Below are 15,517 nucleotides of genomic sequence, written 5' to 3'. Positions count from 1 at the left end.
GCAGAAGACGGCATACGATATTTCTGCCTGTCTCGTGGGCTCGGAGATGTGTATAAGAGACAGGGCGGGTACGGGCCAGGTCCCGGCCGCCGGGTTGCCGGAAGCGCGGGCGGGGGACGGCGCGGGCGCGGGCCCGGGGGGTGCCGCGCGGGGCGGGGCCGCCGACGGGGGGCAGCGGGAGCGGTTGCTGGCCGGCACGCTCCTCGGGCTCGGGGACGGCCTCGACGACGAGGCCGAGGACGACGCGCCGCTGCGGGAGCTGGCCGCCCGGCTGCCCCGGCTGGCCCGCGTCGCCGCGGCGGGCGTGCTGCTGGCCGGGGAGGACGGTGAGCTGCGGGTGGTGGGAGCGTCCTGCGAGCCCGCGCGGCTCCTCGCCGGGCAGGGGCCAGGGCCCGGCAGCTACCACGAGGGCGCGGAGACCGGGGCGCCCGACCTGGACCGCGGGCCCGGCGCCCTCCCGCCCGACTACGCCCGGCGGGCGCTCCGCGCCGGTTACCGCGCGGTCTTCGCCCTGCCGCTGCGGCACCGCAAGGAGACGGTGGGCGCGCTCGTCCTCTTCCGGGCGGCGCCCGGACCGCTGGACACGGACCGCGCGGACGTCGTCCGCGCCCTCGCCGACGCCGCCGCGCTCGGCGTCCTCCAGCGCCGGACCCGCCGCCACCACGCCCGGCTCGCCGCCCAGCTCCAGACCGCCCTGGACACCCGGGTGCCGGTCGAGCAGGCGAAGGGGCTGCTGGCCGAGCGGTTCCAGGTGTCCGTGGACGTCGCCTTCGACCTCCTGCGCACCCACGCCCGCGCCCAGCGCCTGAAGGTGGCCGACCTGGCGGCCGGCCTCCTCGACGGGACGGTGTCCGTGCCGGGGCCGTCGTAGGGCCCACGCCCGCGCGGCCCGACCCGTCGGGCCCGGGGGTGGCAGGACGTGGGGGTTCTACACGCTTCCGTTCGGGACCGGCGTCCCGGACGCGTTGTGCATGCGGATCGCGCTGAAGCCGAGTGTCGTGGCCGTCACCGCCGCCCAGAAGGCGTGCAGGGTGGGCAGGACGCGGAGCTGGATCCCGGCGGCCTCGTGGAGGCGGAGGAGGTCGCCGACGGGCTCCGCGGGGCCGAGGGGTTCGACGGGGGTGGTGGCGACATGGGCGTGCGGGACGGGTGAGCCGAAGGGGCGGAAGGCGGCGGCGGGGAGGCGGTAGGCGTAGAGCCGGACGGCCAGGAGGCGCGGGAGCCAGGCGTGCTCGACGGCGTGCACCCGCTCGCCGCCGCCCGGGCCGAGGACGAGGTCCCGGTCGGCGGGGGTGGTCGTCGGGAGCGTCCAGGCCATCGCGCGCGGGCACTGGCGGGGGAACCAGTAGTCGGGGCACCTGGCGTCGTCCACGGCCCAGACGTACGCCTCGGGCTGCTGGGCGGTGGCCGCGACGTGCGGGCGGAACACGGTGATCGTGGGGTCTTCCGAGAAGTGCAGGACTTCTCCGGGGCGAGGGCGCATGGCACCGTTCTACCGCGCGGGCGCGCCGCCTCACCCCGGCAGCGGCGGATCCGGGGGGTGGACCGGCAGGGCGCGGGGCTGGGGGGCCAGCAGCAGGAGGACGACGTCGTCGGAGAGGGAGCCGCCCGCGTGGCGGAGGAGGTCGGCGAAGACGTGCTCGACCGCGGCGTCGAGGTCGTGGTCGGCCGCGGCGACGATGGGGCCCACCCGCTCCGCCAGCGGGTAGAACGTGCCGTCGAGCGGGCTGCGCGCCTCGATCACGCCGTCCGTGCAGAGCACCAGGACGTCCCCCAGGACGAGCGGCACCCGCCAGGCGACGGGCCCGGCGTCGCCGGGGACGAGGTCGGCGAGGCCGAGCGGGGCCCAGGGATCGGGCGGGTCGAGCGTCTCGACCGCCCCGTCGCGGGCGACCCGCAGCGGCGCCACGTGCCCGTAGTGCAGCAGCTCGACCGAGCCGGGCGTGTCGAACTGCGCGAAGAGCGCGGTGATGAAGTCCCCGGTGCTGACATGCCGCCCCACGCTGGTGTCGACCCGCCGGGCGACGGTGTCGAGCCCGCCCTCGTCGAACGCGGCCTCGCGGAAGGCGCCGAGCACGACCGCCGAGGTCTGCACCGCGGCGAGGCCCTTGCCGCGCACGTCGCCGATGAGGGCCCGCACCCCGTGCGGGGTTTCGAGCACCGCGTAGAGGTCGCCGCCGATCTGCGCGGCGTCCGCGGCGGACACGTACCGTACGGCGAGCCGGACCGGGCCGACCCGCGGGGCGGGCGGGCGCATCAGGGCGTGCTGCGCGGCCTCGGCGACGGACGCGATCGCGGTGAAGGCCTTCGCGCCCGTCTCCCGCCGCCACGCGATGTAGACGCTGAAGAGGCTGACGAGCGCGTACGCGAAGGCCTGGCCGAAGAAGACGTCGTGGTCGGGGATGTCGGTGATGCCGTCGTACGGGGCGAGCGCGGCCTGCACGAACAGGCCGAGCACGCCGACGAAGGCCGTCTTGCGCCAGCTGACGGTGATCGCGGCGAGCGGCGGGGCGACCACGATGCCGGGGGTGAGGAAGTGGTCCCGGCCGGCGACCAGGTCCGCGACGACGACCACCGCGATGGAGGCGAGCGGCAGCGAAAGGCCCAGGCGGGCCAGGTACTCGCCCTCCAGCCGCAGGAGGGCCTTCCTCAACCAGACAATCTTCACATGGTGAACCTATCCGCCCGTACCCGTGGCGTCGGTGTTACGCCCGGGTGATCGACACCGCCCCACCCCGGAACGGCCCGGACGGCGGTGGGGTTCCCGCGCCGCGCGGTTGACGGCCCGTCACCTGCGGCCGATGCGGCGCCATGTGTTGCGCCGGGTGAAGTTTCTGCGACAGATGGGGGCGACGGGGTGGCAGGGAACGGGTCCACCTCCCTACGGTCGACGTGTCCCTGTCAGCCCATCACGTCCCGCACGGGAGGACACTCGGTGCGAAAGAGCATGCTCGCGACCGCCACCGCCGCCGTACTCGGCTACCTGCTGGTGATCCCCGCGTCCGCCGCGTCCGCCGGACCCGGCGCCACCGGCATCGGCGACCCGTACTACCCCACGTACGGAAACGGCGGCTACGACGTCTCCCACTACGACCTCGACCTGCGCTACCAGCCCGCGACCGACACCCTCTCCGGCACCGCCACGATCCGGGCCACCGCCACCCAGGGCCTCACCTCCTTCGACCTGGACTTCGCCCTTACGGTCGGCAAGGTCACCGTCGACGGCCGCCCCGCGCGCTTCGCGACCAGCGGCGAGCAGGAACTCGTCGTCACCCCCGCGCGCACCCTCCCGCGCGGCAAGCCCTTCACCGTCACCGTCACGTACTCCGGCGTGCCGTCCGGCGTGCAGCGCTACGGCTTCACGTCCTGGCAGCGCACCGCGGACGGCGGGGTCGCCGCCAACGAGCCCGAGTCGGCCTGGTGGTGGTTCCCCAGCAACGACCACCCGCTGGACAAGGCCACCTACGACGTGACCGTCCGCGTCCCCGAGGGCGAGCAGGCCGTCAGCAACGGCCTGCTCGTGTCGCAGCGCACCGCGGACGGCTGGACCGGCTACCACTGGCGGCAGGACGCGCCCCAGGCCACCTACCTCGCCACGCTCGCCGTCGGCCACTTCGACATCACGCACAGCCGCACCCGCACCGGCGTACCGGTCGTCAACGCGTACAGCACCGCGCTGCCCGCCACCACCGCGGCCAACGCGCGCAAGGGCGTCGAGCAGACCGCGGACATCATCGACTTCCTCAGCACCTGGTTCGGGCCCTACCCCTTCGACGCGGCCGGCGGCTACGTCCCCGACGTCCCGTCGCACTTCTCCCTCGAAGCGCAGACCCGGGTCTTCTACAGCCCCGCGGTCTTCGCGACCGCCGACGGCAACGGCACGGTCGCGCACGAGCTGTCGCACCAGTGGTGGGGCGACGACGTCTCGCTGGAGCGGTGGTCCGACATCTGGCTCAACGAGGGCTTCGCCACGTACGGCAGTTGGCTGTGGTCCGAGCACCAGGGTGTCGCGACGACGCAGCAGATCGCCCGGGAGACGTACGACTCCTACCCGGCGGACGACCCCTTCTGGACGGTGGAGCCCGGGGATCCGGGGCCCGACAAGCAGTTCGACGACGCCGTCTACGACCGCGGCGCCGTCGCCATCCAGGCGCTCCGCACCACGATCGGCGACCCCGCCTTCCGCGCGCTGCTGCGGGCGTGGCCCGCGCAGCACCGCTACGGCAACGGCACGATCGCGCAATTCCGCGCGCTCGCGGAGCAGCTCTCCGGCCGCGACCTCGGCGCCTTCTTCACGACCTGGCTCTACACGCCGTCCAAGCCCAGCGCCCTCCCGGGCGCGTAACACGCCGTCCAAGCCCAGCGCCCTCCCGGGCGCGTAACACGCCGTCCAAGCCCAGCGCCCTCCCGGGCGCACTCCGGGCTGCCCCTGCGGTGGGCGTCGCGACCTTCCCCGGTGCTGGGTTGCGCGCGCAGTTCTCCCCCAGAGCTTCGCCTGGGAGGGACCCCCACGCGCCCCTTTTCGCCCCGGGCTGCCCCTTGAGGTGGCGCTCGCGATCTTCTGCCGGTGGTGGGCCGGTCGCGCAGTTCTCCCCTCGGCCTCGCCCGGGAGGTGCCCCCACGTGCCGCTGGTGCGTGCCCTCTGCACGCAGGGTGAGCGTTTTTGGGGGCGCGGGGAACTGCGCGACCGAGCACGCACCGGGGGAAGGTCCCGCGGCAAGGGACGGGGCAGCCCGTGGGGCAGCGGTCAGCAGACCGCACGGGTGCGGGACCATGGGGGTCGGGCGACGGAAGGGGCCGGGGACGGTGGACGAGCTGCAGGCGGACTGCGCGAAGTGCTTCGGGCTGTGCTGCGTCGCCCTCGCGTTCACACGCTCCGCGGACTTCCCGCGGGACAAGGCCCCCGGCGAGGCGTGCGAACACCTCGACGGCTCGCACCGGTGCGGCATCCACGACCGGCTGCGGGACCGCGGCTACGCCGGCTGCACCGCCTACGACTGCTTCGGGGCCGGGCAGAAGATCTCCCGGCACACCTTCGGCGGGCGCGGCTGGCGCGACGCCGAGGACGGCGGGCGGGCCATGTTCGCCGTGCTGCCGGTGGTGCGGCAGCTGCACGAGCTGCTGCGCTACCTCGCCGACGTCCGCGCCCTGCCCGCCGCCGAGCGGCTGCACCCGGCCGCCGCGGCGGCGGCCGAGCGGGTCGAGGCACTGAGCCTCGGCGGCGCGGACGAGCTGCTCGCGCTGGACGTCGCGGCCGAGCGCGCCCGGGTCGTCCCGGTGCTGCGCGAGGCCTCGGCGCTCGCCCGCGCCCGCTTCCCGCGGGCGCGGGCCCTCGGGGGCGCCGACCTCACGGGGGCGAAGCTGCGCCGCGCCGACCTGCGCGGCGCGGAACTGCGCGGGGCCCTCCTGATGGGCGCGGACCTGCGGGGCGCGGACCTGAGGTCCGCCGACCTCATCGGCGCCGACGTCCGCGGCGCCGACCTGCGCGCGGCGGACCTGCGCGGCGCGCTCTTCGTCACCGCCACCCAGCTCGGCGCGGCCGCCGGCGACGCCGCGACCCGCCTGCCGCCCGGCCTGGCCCGCCCCGGCCACTGGACGTGAGAAGGACAGAGGAGGGCGGGGGAGGACGGGGAGAACGGAAAAGAGGTCCGTACGCTGCTGCGTACGGACCTCGGTGGTGCGCCGCCAGGGACTCGAACCCCGGACCCGCTGATTAAGAGTCAGCTGCTCTAACCAACTGAGCTAGCGGCGCAACGAGGTCAACTATACGTCCTCCCCAGGGGTGCCGATGACCACCCTCCCGGCGGATTGCGCGCGGCGGCTCAGATGCTCATGGAGAGCAGGACGGGCGCGGCCCGCTCGTTGAGCGTGTCGACGGCGGGGCGCAGCCGGTGGGCCTTGGCGAGCGGCATCGACAGGGCCAGGCACGCCACCGTCTTGCCGATCGTGACGGGGATCGCCGCGCACACCGTGCCGACCGCGTACTCCTGGAGGTCGAGTGTCGGGACGCTCGCGGGCTGCCGCTCCAGCTTGGTGAGCAGGGCCCGGTCGTCGATCTCGGTGCGCGAGGTGAGGCGGGCGGGGCGGTGCCGGGACAGGTGCTCCAGCCGCCCGTTGTGGTCGAGCTGCGCGAGCAGGCACTTGCCGACGGCGCTGGCGTGGGCGGCCGAGCGGAAGTCGACCCATTCGTTGACCTTGGGGGCGTCGGGGCCCGCCGCGAAGTCGATGATGTTGACCTCGCCGTCGTCGTAGCGGCTGAAATAGACCGCGGCGCCGACCTCGTCGCGCAGCTCGACGAGAACGGCCTGGAGTTTTTCGGCGAGCGCGTCGTCGTGGTTGGCGGCACCGAGCAGCATCAGGGACTCGCCGACGACGTAGCCGCCGCCGGGCAGGAATCCGAGATAACGCTCACGTCGCAGCATGGCGAGGAGTTGGTTGAGATACCCGACAGGCACCCCGATCTCCTTGGCGAGCTGGTCGGCGGTGACGCCGTGCCGGTGCGAGTCGACGGCCTCCAGCACGCGCAGGGCGTGCCGGACCGCGTAGACCGGTGCGGTCTGTCGATGCTCCTCAAGCGCCACGGTAGCCCCCTGCAGGTGTGACCGTTTGCGTCCCGGTCGTCGCTGCTGGTCACGGCTCGTGCCCGGACGTGGGTGGAGCCGGCAGTTCGACCGGATTCCACGATAGCCCCAAAGCTGTTAAGGGAAGAGGAGGTTGGCGGGTTCTTCCGGGGCCCGCAGGCGTATATGCAGGAAGGGGCCTGTCTGGCATATGCCGACGGCATTGCCCGATTTCCGGGTACGGCGATTTCCGGCCGGGAACAACCCCGCGGGTACTCCGGTTGTGCTTTCCCGGGGTATTCCGCGCGCCCGGCGCGCGGTCGGACGGCAAGTCGAGAGCGACGAGGAGGCACCGGCTGTGGGTGACGAGCAGGCCCGGGCGGACGGCGGTACGAGTGGCGGGACGGACGGCCGTGCGGGCAGTGGCCCGGGCGGCGGCAGGCAGCGGGAGCGCCGCCCCGCCGGGCACGGGATCCGCGGGGTGGCCCGCGGCAGCGCGCCCGTCGTGCTGTCGGTGCTGGACCTCGCGGGGGTCGGGGCCGGGTTCACGGCCGGCGACGCGTTGCGCACCAGCGTGGAGATCGCCAGAACCGCGGAGGCGCGCGGCTACCACCGGATGTGGGTGGCCGAGCACCACTCGATGCCCGGCGTGGCCAGCTCCTCGCCCGCGGTCATCCTGGCCCATCTCGCGGCCCACACCCGCACGCTGCGGCTGGGCTCCGGCGGGGTGATGCTGCCCAACCACGCGCCGCTGGTCATCGCCGAGCAGTTCGGCACCCTGGAGGCGCTCGCGCCCGGGCGGATCGACCTGGGCCTTGGCCGCGCGCCCGGCACGGACGGGGCGACGGCGGCGGCGCTGCGCCGTACCGAGGGACTGCACGAGGGCGCCGACGACTTCCCGCAGCAGCTCGCCGAGCTGACCCGCTTCCTGGACGACGACTTCCCGCCCGGCCACCGCTTCGCGCGGATCCACGCGGTGCCGGGCCCGGTGCAGGGCAGCGCGGAGGGCGGGGTGCAGTCGCCGGACCGGCCGAGCATCTGGCTGCTGGGCTCGTCCGGTTTCAGCGCACAGCTCGCCGGCGCTTTGGGGCTGCCGTTCTCCTTCGCGCACCACTTCTCCGCGCACAACACGATCCCGGCGCTCGCGCTCTACCGCGAGTCCTTCCGGCCCTCGGAGGTGCTGGACCGCCCGTACGCCTCGATCGGGGTGTCGGCGCTGGCGACCGAGGACCCGGAGGAGGCCCGCCGCCAGGTGATGGCCGGCGCGCTGGCGATGCTGCGGCTGCGGACGGGGCGGCCGGGGCTGGTCCCGACGCCGGAGGAGGCGGCGGCGTACCCGTTCAGCCCCATGGAGGAGGAGTTCCTGGGGACCTGGACCGGCAACGTCATCCACGGCGACCCGCAGACGGTGCGGACCGGGCTCGACGAGCTGGCCGCGCGGACCGGCGCGGACGAGCTGGTGATCACCGCGAACGCGCACACGCCGGACGTCCGGCTGCGCTCGTACGACCTCATCGCGGACGCGTACGGGTTCCCCAAGGACATCGCGGCGAGTTAATTGCCGGTTACTCGCGCCCCGGTGGTCCAACGCCGAACCGACCACGGGGCCGAACATCACGCAGGGTCAAAGCCGCTCGTCACCCGCCTGACGAGCGGCTTTGCTCATGCCGTGAACTGTCAGCGGGCCCCGCCGGGCCGGAAATTGGTCTAGTCCTGGCTTTGGTTCAGACCATTGACGTGCACTTGATCAGGGGACTATCCATACCCCGCAGCCCCCTGTTGTTCCTCCCTCTCCCCCCGGAGGTTCTTGTGCAGTCCAGGAAGAGAGCGTTCGTGGCCGCGGCCACGAGCGCCGCGCTCGCCCTCGGCGCGCTCACCGCGCTCGTCGGCGGACTCGGCACCGCCCAGGCGGAGTCGTCGTCGACGGCGGCCCAGCCCGCAGCGGCAGCTGCGGCAGCCTCGTCGACGAGTGGCGGTGTCAACATCGCCTACTACGACCAGTGGAGCATCTACGGCAACGCCTTCTACCCCAAGAACCTCGACACCGCGGGCATCGCCGGCAAGCTCGACATCCTCAACTACTCGTTCGAGAACATCGACCCGACGAACCTCACGTGTTTCGAGGCGACGAAGGCGTCCGACTCCACGAACGAGAGCAACCCCAACGCCGGTGACGGTGCGGGCGACGCGTTCGCCGACTACCAGAAGTCCTTCGGCGCGGACATCAGCGTCGACGGGGTCGCCGACACCTGGAACCAGCCGCTGGTCGGCAACTTCAACCAGCTGAAGAAGCTCAAGGCGAAGTACCCGAACCTGAAGATCGTCGCCTCGATCGGCGGCTGGACCTACTCGAAGTACTTCTCGGACGCCGCCGCGACCGACGCCAGCCGCAAGAAGCTGGTCAGCTCCTGCATCGACATGTTCATCAAGGGCAACCTCCCCGTGCAGGGCGGCTACGGCGGCACCGGCGCGGCCGCGAACATCTTCGACGGCTTCGACCTCGACTGGGAGTACCCCGGCTCGCCGAACGGCCACGTCGGCAACCACTACAGCCCGAACGACAAGGCCAACTTCACCAAGCTGGCCGCCGAGTTCCGCACCGAGCTGGACGCGTACGGCGCGGCCAACGGCGGCAGGAAGATGCTGCTCACCGCGGCGATGCCGTCCGGCCAGGACAAGATCGCGAACATCGAGACCGACAAGATCGGGCAGTACCTCGACTACGCGAACATCATGACGTACGACATGCACGGCGCCTGGGACGCCACCGGGCCCACCAACTTCCAGGACCCGCTGTACCAGTCGGCCGGCGACCCGTCCACGCCGGTCGCACCGGGCACCGAGAAGTACAGCGTCGACCACGCCGTCACGGCCTGGACGGCGGGCAACTCGGCGTACGGCATCCCCGGCGGCTTCCCCGCGAGCAAGATCACCATGGGCTACCCGACGTACTACCGCGGGTGGACCGGTGTGGCCGCGGGCAGCAACCACGGCCTCTACTCGTCGGCTTCCGGGCCGTCGCAGGCACGCGGCATCAGCCAGGTCGCGGGCACCGCGTACTACAAGGAGCTGACCGGCGTCGTCGACAACCCCGCCGACACCTTCTACGACCCGGCCACGCAGTCCAACTGGTTCTACAACGGCAACGAGTTCTGGACCGGCCTCGGCGCCCAGGCCATCCAGGCCAAGGCGGACTACGCGCACTGCCACGGGCTCGCCGGCTCGATGATGTACTCGCTGCTCGACCTGGACCCGGCGGCCACCCTCTTCAACAAGATCGTGGCGGCCACGAAGGGCTCGGCCTCGGGCTGCTCGTCCCCGACGACCCCGCCCACCACCCCGCCGACCACTCCGCCCACGACGCCGCCGACGACCCCGCCGACGACGCCGCCCACCACTCCTCCGACCACTCCGCCGGGCGGCACCTGCACCCTGCCCTCCTGGTCGGCCTCGGCCGTCTACGTCGGCGGCAACCAGGTCTCCTGGAAGAGCCACAAGTGGCAGGCCAAGTGGTGGACCACCAACGAGGAGCCCGGCACGACCGGCGAATGGGGAGTCTGGCAGGACCTCGGCGCCTGCTGACCCCTCCGGGGGCCGGCCGATGAGTGACTGACCCCCCGCCCCTCCGGGGTCCGCGTCCTCCCTCCCCCCGAGGACGTCGACCGAGTAGGCCCACTACGAGGCCGATCCGGCGCCTTGCGACGCACCGCACCGGACGCCGCAAGCTACCGGCAAACCCTCCCGGTCACAGCACTAGCGGATGAGCCCCTCGATCGCCTCCGGCGCGACGGGCCGGGAGTAGTGCCAGCCCTGGCCCGTGTCGCAGCCGATACGGCGGAGCCGTTCCGCCTGCTCCGCGTTCTCGACGCATTCCGCGGTGACCGTCAGGCCGAGGCGGTGGGCGAGTTGGACGAGGGCCTCGACGATCGTCTCGTCCGCGGGGTTGGGGTGTTCGGCGGAGCGGAAGCCCTGGACGAAGGAGCCGTCGAGCTTGAGGGCGGAGACGGGCAGGCGGCTCAGGTAGGCCAGGTTGGAGTAGCCCGTGCCGAAGTCGTCGATGGCGATGCGCACACCCATCTCGTGCAGCGCGTGCAGCGCCTGGAGCGGGCGCCCGGCGGAGCCCATGAGCGCGGACTCGGTCAGCTCCAGCTGGAGCAGCCGCGGCGGCAGGCCGGTCTCGTCGAGGATCGCGGCGACATCGGCGACCAGGTCGGAGTCCCACATCTGGCGCACCGCCACGTTGACGCTGACCGCGGGCGGCGTGTCCGGGTACGCCAGCTGCCACGCGCGCGCCTGCCGGCAGCCCTCGGCGAGCACCCAGCGGCCGAGCTGGACGATCGAGCCGTCCTCCTCGGCGAGCCCGATGAAGCGGTTCGGCGACAGCCGCCCGAAGTGCGGGTGCTCCCAGCGCACGAGCGCCTCGACACCGCGCAGCTCGCCGGTGTCGAGGGCCACCAGCGGTTGGTAGTCCAGCACGAACTCGCCGCGCTCGACGGCCTGCCGCAGGGTGCGGCTGAGCGCCTGGCGGGTCATCCGGTGCTCGTTGCGCTCGGGGTCGAAGAGCGTCCAGCGGGCCTTGCCGTCGGCCTTGGCCCAGTACAGCGTGGTGTCCGCGGCCTGCATGAGCCCGGTGGCTGAGCTTCCGGGCGCCTCGCGCTCGACGACCCCGATGCTCGCGGACACCGCGAGCCGCTGCCCGGCGACGTCGAAGGGCTGCTGGAGGGCCGTCAGCACGGATTCGGCGAGCGCTGTCGCCTGCCCGGTGCCGGTGGAGTCGCGCACCAGCAGCGCGAACTCGTCGCCGCCGAGCCGCGCGACGAGGTGCCCGCCGGTCTCGGCGCAGGTCTGCAGCCGGCGGGCGACGGCGGCGAGCAGCTCGTCGCCGACCCGGTGGCCGAGGGTGTCGTTGACGGCCTTGAAGCCGTCGAGGTCCAGGTAGCACAGGCCGATACGCCCCGTGCCGCGGCCCGCCGCGCTGTCGCACGCGTCGGTGAGGCGCTCGAAGAACAGGGCCCGGTTGGGCAGCCTGGTGACCGGGTCGTGCATCCGCAGATGCCGCAACTGCTCGCGCAGCGCGTCCCGTTCGCTGACGTCCTCGACGGTCAGCAGCAGCGGGCGGGCGCCGGTGCGGGACAGCGTGATCTCGGCCAGGAGCGCGCCGCCGTCGTCCTGCCGGGTGATCCGGCGGGTGCAGCGCAGCTTGTCGCGGCGGCCGGTCAGCACGTCGTGGAAGGCCGCCCGGGCGTGCGGGTCGCCCGCGAGGCCGAGCAGCGGGCCCGCGCCGACGGCGGCCAGCCGCTCGGGCGCGGCGCCCAGCAGGGTGGCGAGCGCCGGATTGGCGGCGAGCACGTCGCCCTCGGGGGAGAGCAGCGCCATCGCGGCCCTCGCCACGGCGAAGGCGGCCCGGTAGTCGCGCAGCTCGGCCTCGTCGCGACCTGCGGTGCCGCGCGGGTGTGGGGCAGACGTGTGACTCTGTGTGATGACCTGTGCTGTGCTGTCGGGGTCGACGCCGGGGCCGCCCGCGGGTCCGCCCATGGCCTGCTCCCCGTGTCGCGCTCGTCTCGCACGCGATCATATGGGCTGGCGGAGCAGGCGATCCAGCGTCGCCGTGGTGATTCTCCGCACGCACTCCGGCGCACCGACCGTTTCTGTGCGAATCGGTGACGGTCCTGACCGAATCACCCCGACCGTTACGGAACGTAATGTCGCTCGCCGTGCGGGTGTTCGGCTCCGGGGGCCCGTGCGCCGCCCCGCGCGCCACCCGGCCGGAGCAGCCGAACTCCGCATATCCGCGCAATAGCCCGCAGAGTGGACGAGGTGTCCCGAACGGGCTCGCGAACCCTCCCCGGAGGTCCATGTGCGGCGGTCAGGCAATCCGGCAGGCGACACGCCGGGCGGCGGCGTCGTCGGCTGCGCGCGTGCCGCGGCGGACGCGCCGGGGCGCTCACGCGGGGCGCGTGCGCTGGCCGCCGGGTCCTGCGTGCTGGGCGCGATCGTCGCCTGGACGCTCGGCACCGGCCCCGCCGCGCACGCCGCTCCCGTCGCCGCGTGCCTGCTGCCGCGTACCGCGGCGCACCACTCCGAGGGCCTGGTGGACCCCGGGGGCGCCACCTGGGCCGGCAGCGCCCCCGCGGGCTACCCGAGGGCCGACGGCGACGTGAACGCGCTCATGGTCTTCCTGTCCTTCCCCGACGCCCCGCCCGCGCTGACCCCGCATGAGGTCGCCGCCGACCACTACCCGGCGACCGCACGGTTCTGGGCCGCGGCCTCCGCCGGGCGCTTCCGGCTGCATCTGCACACCGTGGACCGCTGGCTGACGATGCCCCGCTCGGCCACGGCGTACCGCATCAACCGCGACTGGCGCGCCGCCGACCGTACGGCCTACCTGCGCGACGCGCTGACCGCCGCCGACCCGGCGGTGGACTTCCGCGGCTACGACGTCGTCTACCTCGTCGCCGACCCGGACGCGCCCGGTGTGGACTCCGACGCCACCAAGGTCGTCAACCTCGCCCGGCCCGTCACCCTCGACGGCAACCCGCTCACCCGGCTCGTGACCGTCTTCGAGCGCCACCCGCCCGACCGCAACGTGCTCGCCCACGAGACAGGCCACGTCTTCGACCTGCCCGACCTCTACGACCGCCCGCCGCCCGGCAGCACCGCCGACTGGGACACCCGGGTCGGCGACTGGGACCTGATGGGCAGCCAGTTCGGCCTGGCCCCCGAGCCCTTCGCCTGGCACAAGTGGAAGCTCGGCTGGCTGCGCCCGGAGCAGGTCGGCTGCGTCGCCGGCCCCGGCACGTCCTACTACGACCTCGCCCCAGACGAGTCGCCCGGCGGCGGCACCAAGCTGCTGGTGCTGCGGACGGGCCCGGACAGCGTGCTGGCGATCGAGGCCCGGGCGCGTACCGGCAACGACGCGGAGGCCTGCCGCACCGGCGTGCTGCTCTACCGGGTGCGCTCGGACCGCGAGTCCGGCGACGGGCCCGTCGCCGTGGTCGACGGCCACCCGGGCAGCTCGGCGTGCGCGGCCACCTCCGTCTACCCGCCGCTCGCCGACGCGCCGCTCGGGGTGGGGGAGTCCTACGCCCTGCCGGACGGCACCGCCCGCGTCACCGTCACCGGCCGCGAGCCGGACGGCGACTGGGCCGTCAAGGTCACGCAGCACACGACCGGCGCCGCGGACGCCGGCCGCGATGCCTGACGGGCCCGCCGCGGGCCTCCCGGGCTTCCCTCGCGGCCCCGGCCCTTCCGGCGAAGGGCGGCGGGCCGCGGCGCGCGGGCTGCGGCGCGGGGTGCGGCTCGCGGCGCTGGGGGCCGCGGGGATGCTCGCCGTCGGGAGTTCGGTGCCGGCCGGCGGCCGCCCGCCCGCGCTGCCCGCCTCCCCGCCCGCGGCCCGGCCGTGCGCGCTGCGGGCCGTACCCGGCGTGGCGATGTCCGAGGGCTTCCCGGACTCCACGGCCCGCGGCCCCGACGCCGAGTTCGCCCCGTCCACCGGCACCGTGCACGCCCTGACCCTGCTCATCGACTTCCCCGACACGCCCGCCCAGTACAGCGCGGCCGAGCGCTACGCCGAGTTCTTCCCGGCGGTCAAGCAGTGGTACGCCACCGCCTCGTACGGCCGGCTCGACTACGAGTCCACCCCGGTGCTGCGCTGGATACGCATGCCGCGGCCCTTCAGCGCGTACGGGATAGGCCGCGGCTACGGCTGGGACGCGCACACCGCGATGATGCGCGACCTGGTCAAGGCCGTCGGCGGGAGCATAGATTTCCGCGGCTACGACCTGGTCAACGTCCTGGTCACGCCGAACGCGGGCCCGCCCGCCGACGAGGCGGTGCTGTCGGTCACCTGGACCGGCGCCTCGGCGGCGACCACCGGCGACGGCGCCCGCCTGAACAAGGTCTCACTGATATACGGCCACGACCAGTCCGGCTCGCGCGTCCTCAGCCACGAGAACGGCCACGCCTTCGGACTGCCCGACCTCTACTCCGCCGACGACTTCCCGCGCACCGACCGGCTCGCCGGACAGTGGGACACCATGTCGCTCGACTGGGGCCTGCAGGGTGACCTCTTCGCCTGGCACAAGTGGCGGCTCGGCTGGCTGACCGACCGGCAGATCTCCTGCGTCACCTCGCGCGGCGCGGCCACTTACACGCTCAGCCCGGTGGAGACGCCCGGGGGGCGCAAGGCCGTCATCGTCCCCTACGGCCCGACCCGGGTCTTCGTGCTGGAGGCGCGGGCCGCGGCGGGCGGCGACGACGACGCCTGCCGGCAGGGGGTACTCGCCTACCGCGTGCGCACCGACATCGACTCGGGGAAGGGCCCGGTCACCGTGGTCGACGGCCATCCCGGCACCTCCGCCTGCGACTTCAGCAGCGGCGCCTTCAACTCCCTGAACGACGCGCCCTTCACCGCGGGCCAGAGCTACACCGACAGGGCGTCCGGCGTGACCTTCCGCGTGCAGCGGCGCGACGCGGCGGGTGACTGGACGATACGCGTCACCCGCCGCTGAAAGTCGTGCTCAGCCGAGCAGTTCGGCCTCAAGGGTGATGTTCACGCCCGCCAGCGCCTTGCTGACCGGGCAGTTCTCCTTGGCGTTCTGCGCGGCGGCCGCGAAGTCCTCGGCGGACAGGCCGGGCACGCGGGCCTGCACCTTCAGAACGATGCCGGTGATGCCCTCACCCGGCTGGAAGGTGACGTTCGCCTGCGTCTCCACGCTCTCCGGCGGGGTGCCCGCACCGGCCAGGCCGTGCGAGAGCGCCATCGAGTAGCAGGAGGAGTGGGCCGCGGCGATCAGCTCCTCGGGGCTGGTGTTCCCGTTCGCCTGCTCGGCGCGCGACGGCCAGTTGACATCGAACTTGCCGACGCCCGACGAGTCGAGCGAGACGGTGCCTGCGCCGCCCATCAGCGGGCCCTGCCACTGGGTGGTAGCGGTGCGGGTGGTTGCCATGATCAAGCC

The 15,517-nt window shown here is 73.7% G+C and carries 12 protein-coding genes, 1 tRNA gene and 1 pseudogene; 7 read left to right on the top strand and 7 right to left on the bottom strand.

The genetic code is table 11. From position 1 onward, the window contains the following. A partial coding sequence (locus IH54_RS0130900; protein WP_234344070.1) for a GAF and ANTAR domain-containing protein occupies nt 1–871 on the top strand: 871 nt, incomplete at its 5' end. 57 nt (nt 872–928) lie between these two features. Here the strand turns inward: IH54_RS0130900 and IH54_RS0130895 are convergent. Both IH54_RS0130895 and IH54_RS0130890 read right to left on the bottom strand, forming a co-directional pair. Next, nucleotides 929–1,483 (bottom strand): DUF6886 family protein, encoded by a 555-nt coding sequence (locus tag IH54_RS0130895; protein ID WP_031523194.1) that lies wholly within the window; start codon nt 1,481–1,483, stop codon nt 929–931. 30 nt (nt 1,484–1,513) lie between these two features. Continuing rightward, nucleotides 1,514–2,668 (bottom strand): PP2C family protein-serine/threonine phosphatase, encoded by a 1,155-nt coding sequence (locus IH54_RS0130890; protein WP_052398058.1) that lies wholly within the window; start codon nt 2,666–2,668, stop codon nt 1,514–1,516. 267 nt (nt 2,669–2,935) lie between these two features. Here IH54_RS0130890 and IH54_RS0130885 point away from each other — a divergent pair, with 267 nt between their 5' ends. Both IH54_RS0130885 and IH54_RS0130880 read left to right on the top strand, forming a co-directional pair. Continuing rightward, nucleotides 2,936–4,345, top strand: coding sequence for a M1 family aminopeptidase (locus tag IH54_RS0130885; protein ID WP_031523190.1), 1,410 nt, complete (start codon nt 2,936–2,938; stop codon nt 4,343–4,345). 428 nt (nt 4,346–4,773) lie between these two features. Beyond that, nucleotides 4,774–5,601: a pentapeptide repeat-containing protein gene (locus IH54_RS0130880; protein WP_031523188.1), complete on the top strand. Its 828-nt coding sequence runs from the start codon at nt 4,774–4,776 to the stop codon at nt 5,599–5,601. A 74-nt stretch (nt 5,602–5,675) separates the two neighbouring features. On the opposite strand, the gene IH54_RS0130875 is transcribed toward IH54_RS0130880, so the two are convergent. Together IH54_RS0130875 and IH54_RS0130870 are read right to left on the bottom strand one after the other, a co-directional pair. Beyond that, a tRNA-Lys gene (locus IH54_RS0130875) sits at nt 5,676–5,752 on the bottom strand. 70 nt (nt 5,753–5,822) lie between these two features. Next, the gene (locus tag IH54_RS0130870; RefSeq protein WP_031523186.1) at nt 5,823–6,581 is read right to left on the bottom strand and encodes an IclR family transcriptional regulator; all 759 of its coding nucleotides are present in this window, start codon (nt 6,579–6,581) and stop codon (nt 5,823–5,825) included. 451 nt (nt 6,582–7,032) lie between these two features. Between IH54_RS0130870 and IH54_RS0130865 the strand changes: the two genes are divergently transcribed. Both IH54_RS0130865 and IH54_RS0130860 read left to right on the top strand, forming a co-directional pair. Next, nucleotides 7,033–8,118 carry an LLM class flavin-dependent oxidoreductase gene (locus tag IH54_RS0130865; RefSeq protein ID WP_031523184.1) on the top strand — a complete coding sequence of 362 codons (1,086 nt, stop codon included), beginning with the start codon at nt 7,033–7,035 and terminating at the stop codon, nt 8,116–8,118. Between the two features lie 179 nt (nt 8,119–8,297). Next, nucleotides 8,298–9,788: pseudogene (locus tag IH54_RS0130860) on the top strand (glycoside hydrolase family 18 protein); the annotation flags it as partial. Here the strand turns inward: IH54_RS0130860 and IH54_RS48165 are convergent. Continuing rightward, a complete protein-coding gene (locus IH54_RS48165; protein WP_420711810.1) occupies nt 9,755–9,955 on the bottom strand; it encodes a hypothetical protein in 201 nt (66 codons plus the stop codon). The pseudogene IH54_RS0130860 and the gene IH54_RS48165 sit on opposite strands and share 34 nt — an antisense overlap. Before the next feature lie 358 nt (nt 9,956–10,313). Next, nucleotides 10,314–12,095: a putative bifunctional diguanylate cyclase/phosphodiesterase gene (locus IH54_RS0130855; RefSeq protein WP_031523179.1), complete on the bottom strand. Its 1,782-nt coding sequence runs from the start codon at nt 12,093–12,095 to the stop codon at nt 10,314–10,316. A gap of 322 nt (nt 12,096–12,417) precedes the next feature. Here IH54_RS0130855 and IH54_RS0130850 point away from each other — a divergent pair, with 322 nt between their 5' ends. Together IH54_RS0130850 and IH54_RS0130845 are read left to right on the top strand one after the other, a co-directional pair. Then, complete coding sequence (locus IH54_RS0130850) at nt 12,418–13,761, top strand: M6 family metalloprotease domain-containing protein (protein ID WP_078862656.1); 1,344 nt, start codon at nt 12,418–12,420, stop codon at nt 13,759–13,761. Continuing rightward, nucleotides 13,754–15,070: a M6 family metalloprotease domain-containing protein gene (locus IH54_RS0130845; RefSeq protein ID WP_234344068.1), complete on the top strand. Its 1,317-nt coding sequence runs from the start codon at nt 13,754–13,756 to the stop codon at nt 15,068–15,070. Before IH54_RS0130850 ends, IH54_RS0130845 begins: the two co-directional genes overlap by 8 nt. 9 nt (nt 15,071–15,079) lie before the next feature. Here IH54_RS0130845 and IH54_RS0130840 read toward each other — a convergent pair whose 3' ends face one another. Continuing rightward, the gene (locus tag IH54_RS0130840) at nt 15,080–15,508 is read right to left on the bottom strand and encodes an OsmC family protein (RefSeq protein WP_031523176.1); all 429 of its coding nucleotides are present in this window, start codon (nt 15,506–15,508) and stop codon (nt 15,080–15,082) included. Between the last annotated feature and the right edge of the window lie 9 nt (nt 15,509–15,517).

Source organism: Streptomyces sp. NRRL F-5123, assembly GCF_000721495.1.
Taxonomy (GTDB): Bacteria; Actinomycetota; Actinomycetes; order Streptomycetales; family Streptomycetaceae; genus Actinacidiphila.
The sequence above is the reverse complement of the archived record's forward strand: the minus strand, read 5'-3'. Positions and strand labels throughout refer to the sequence as shown.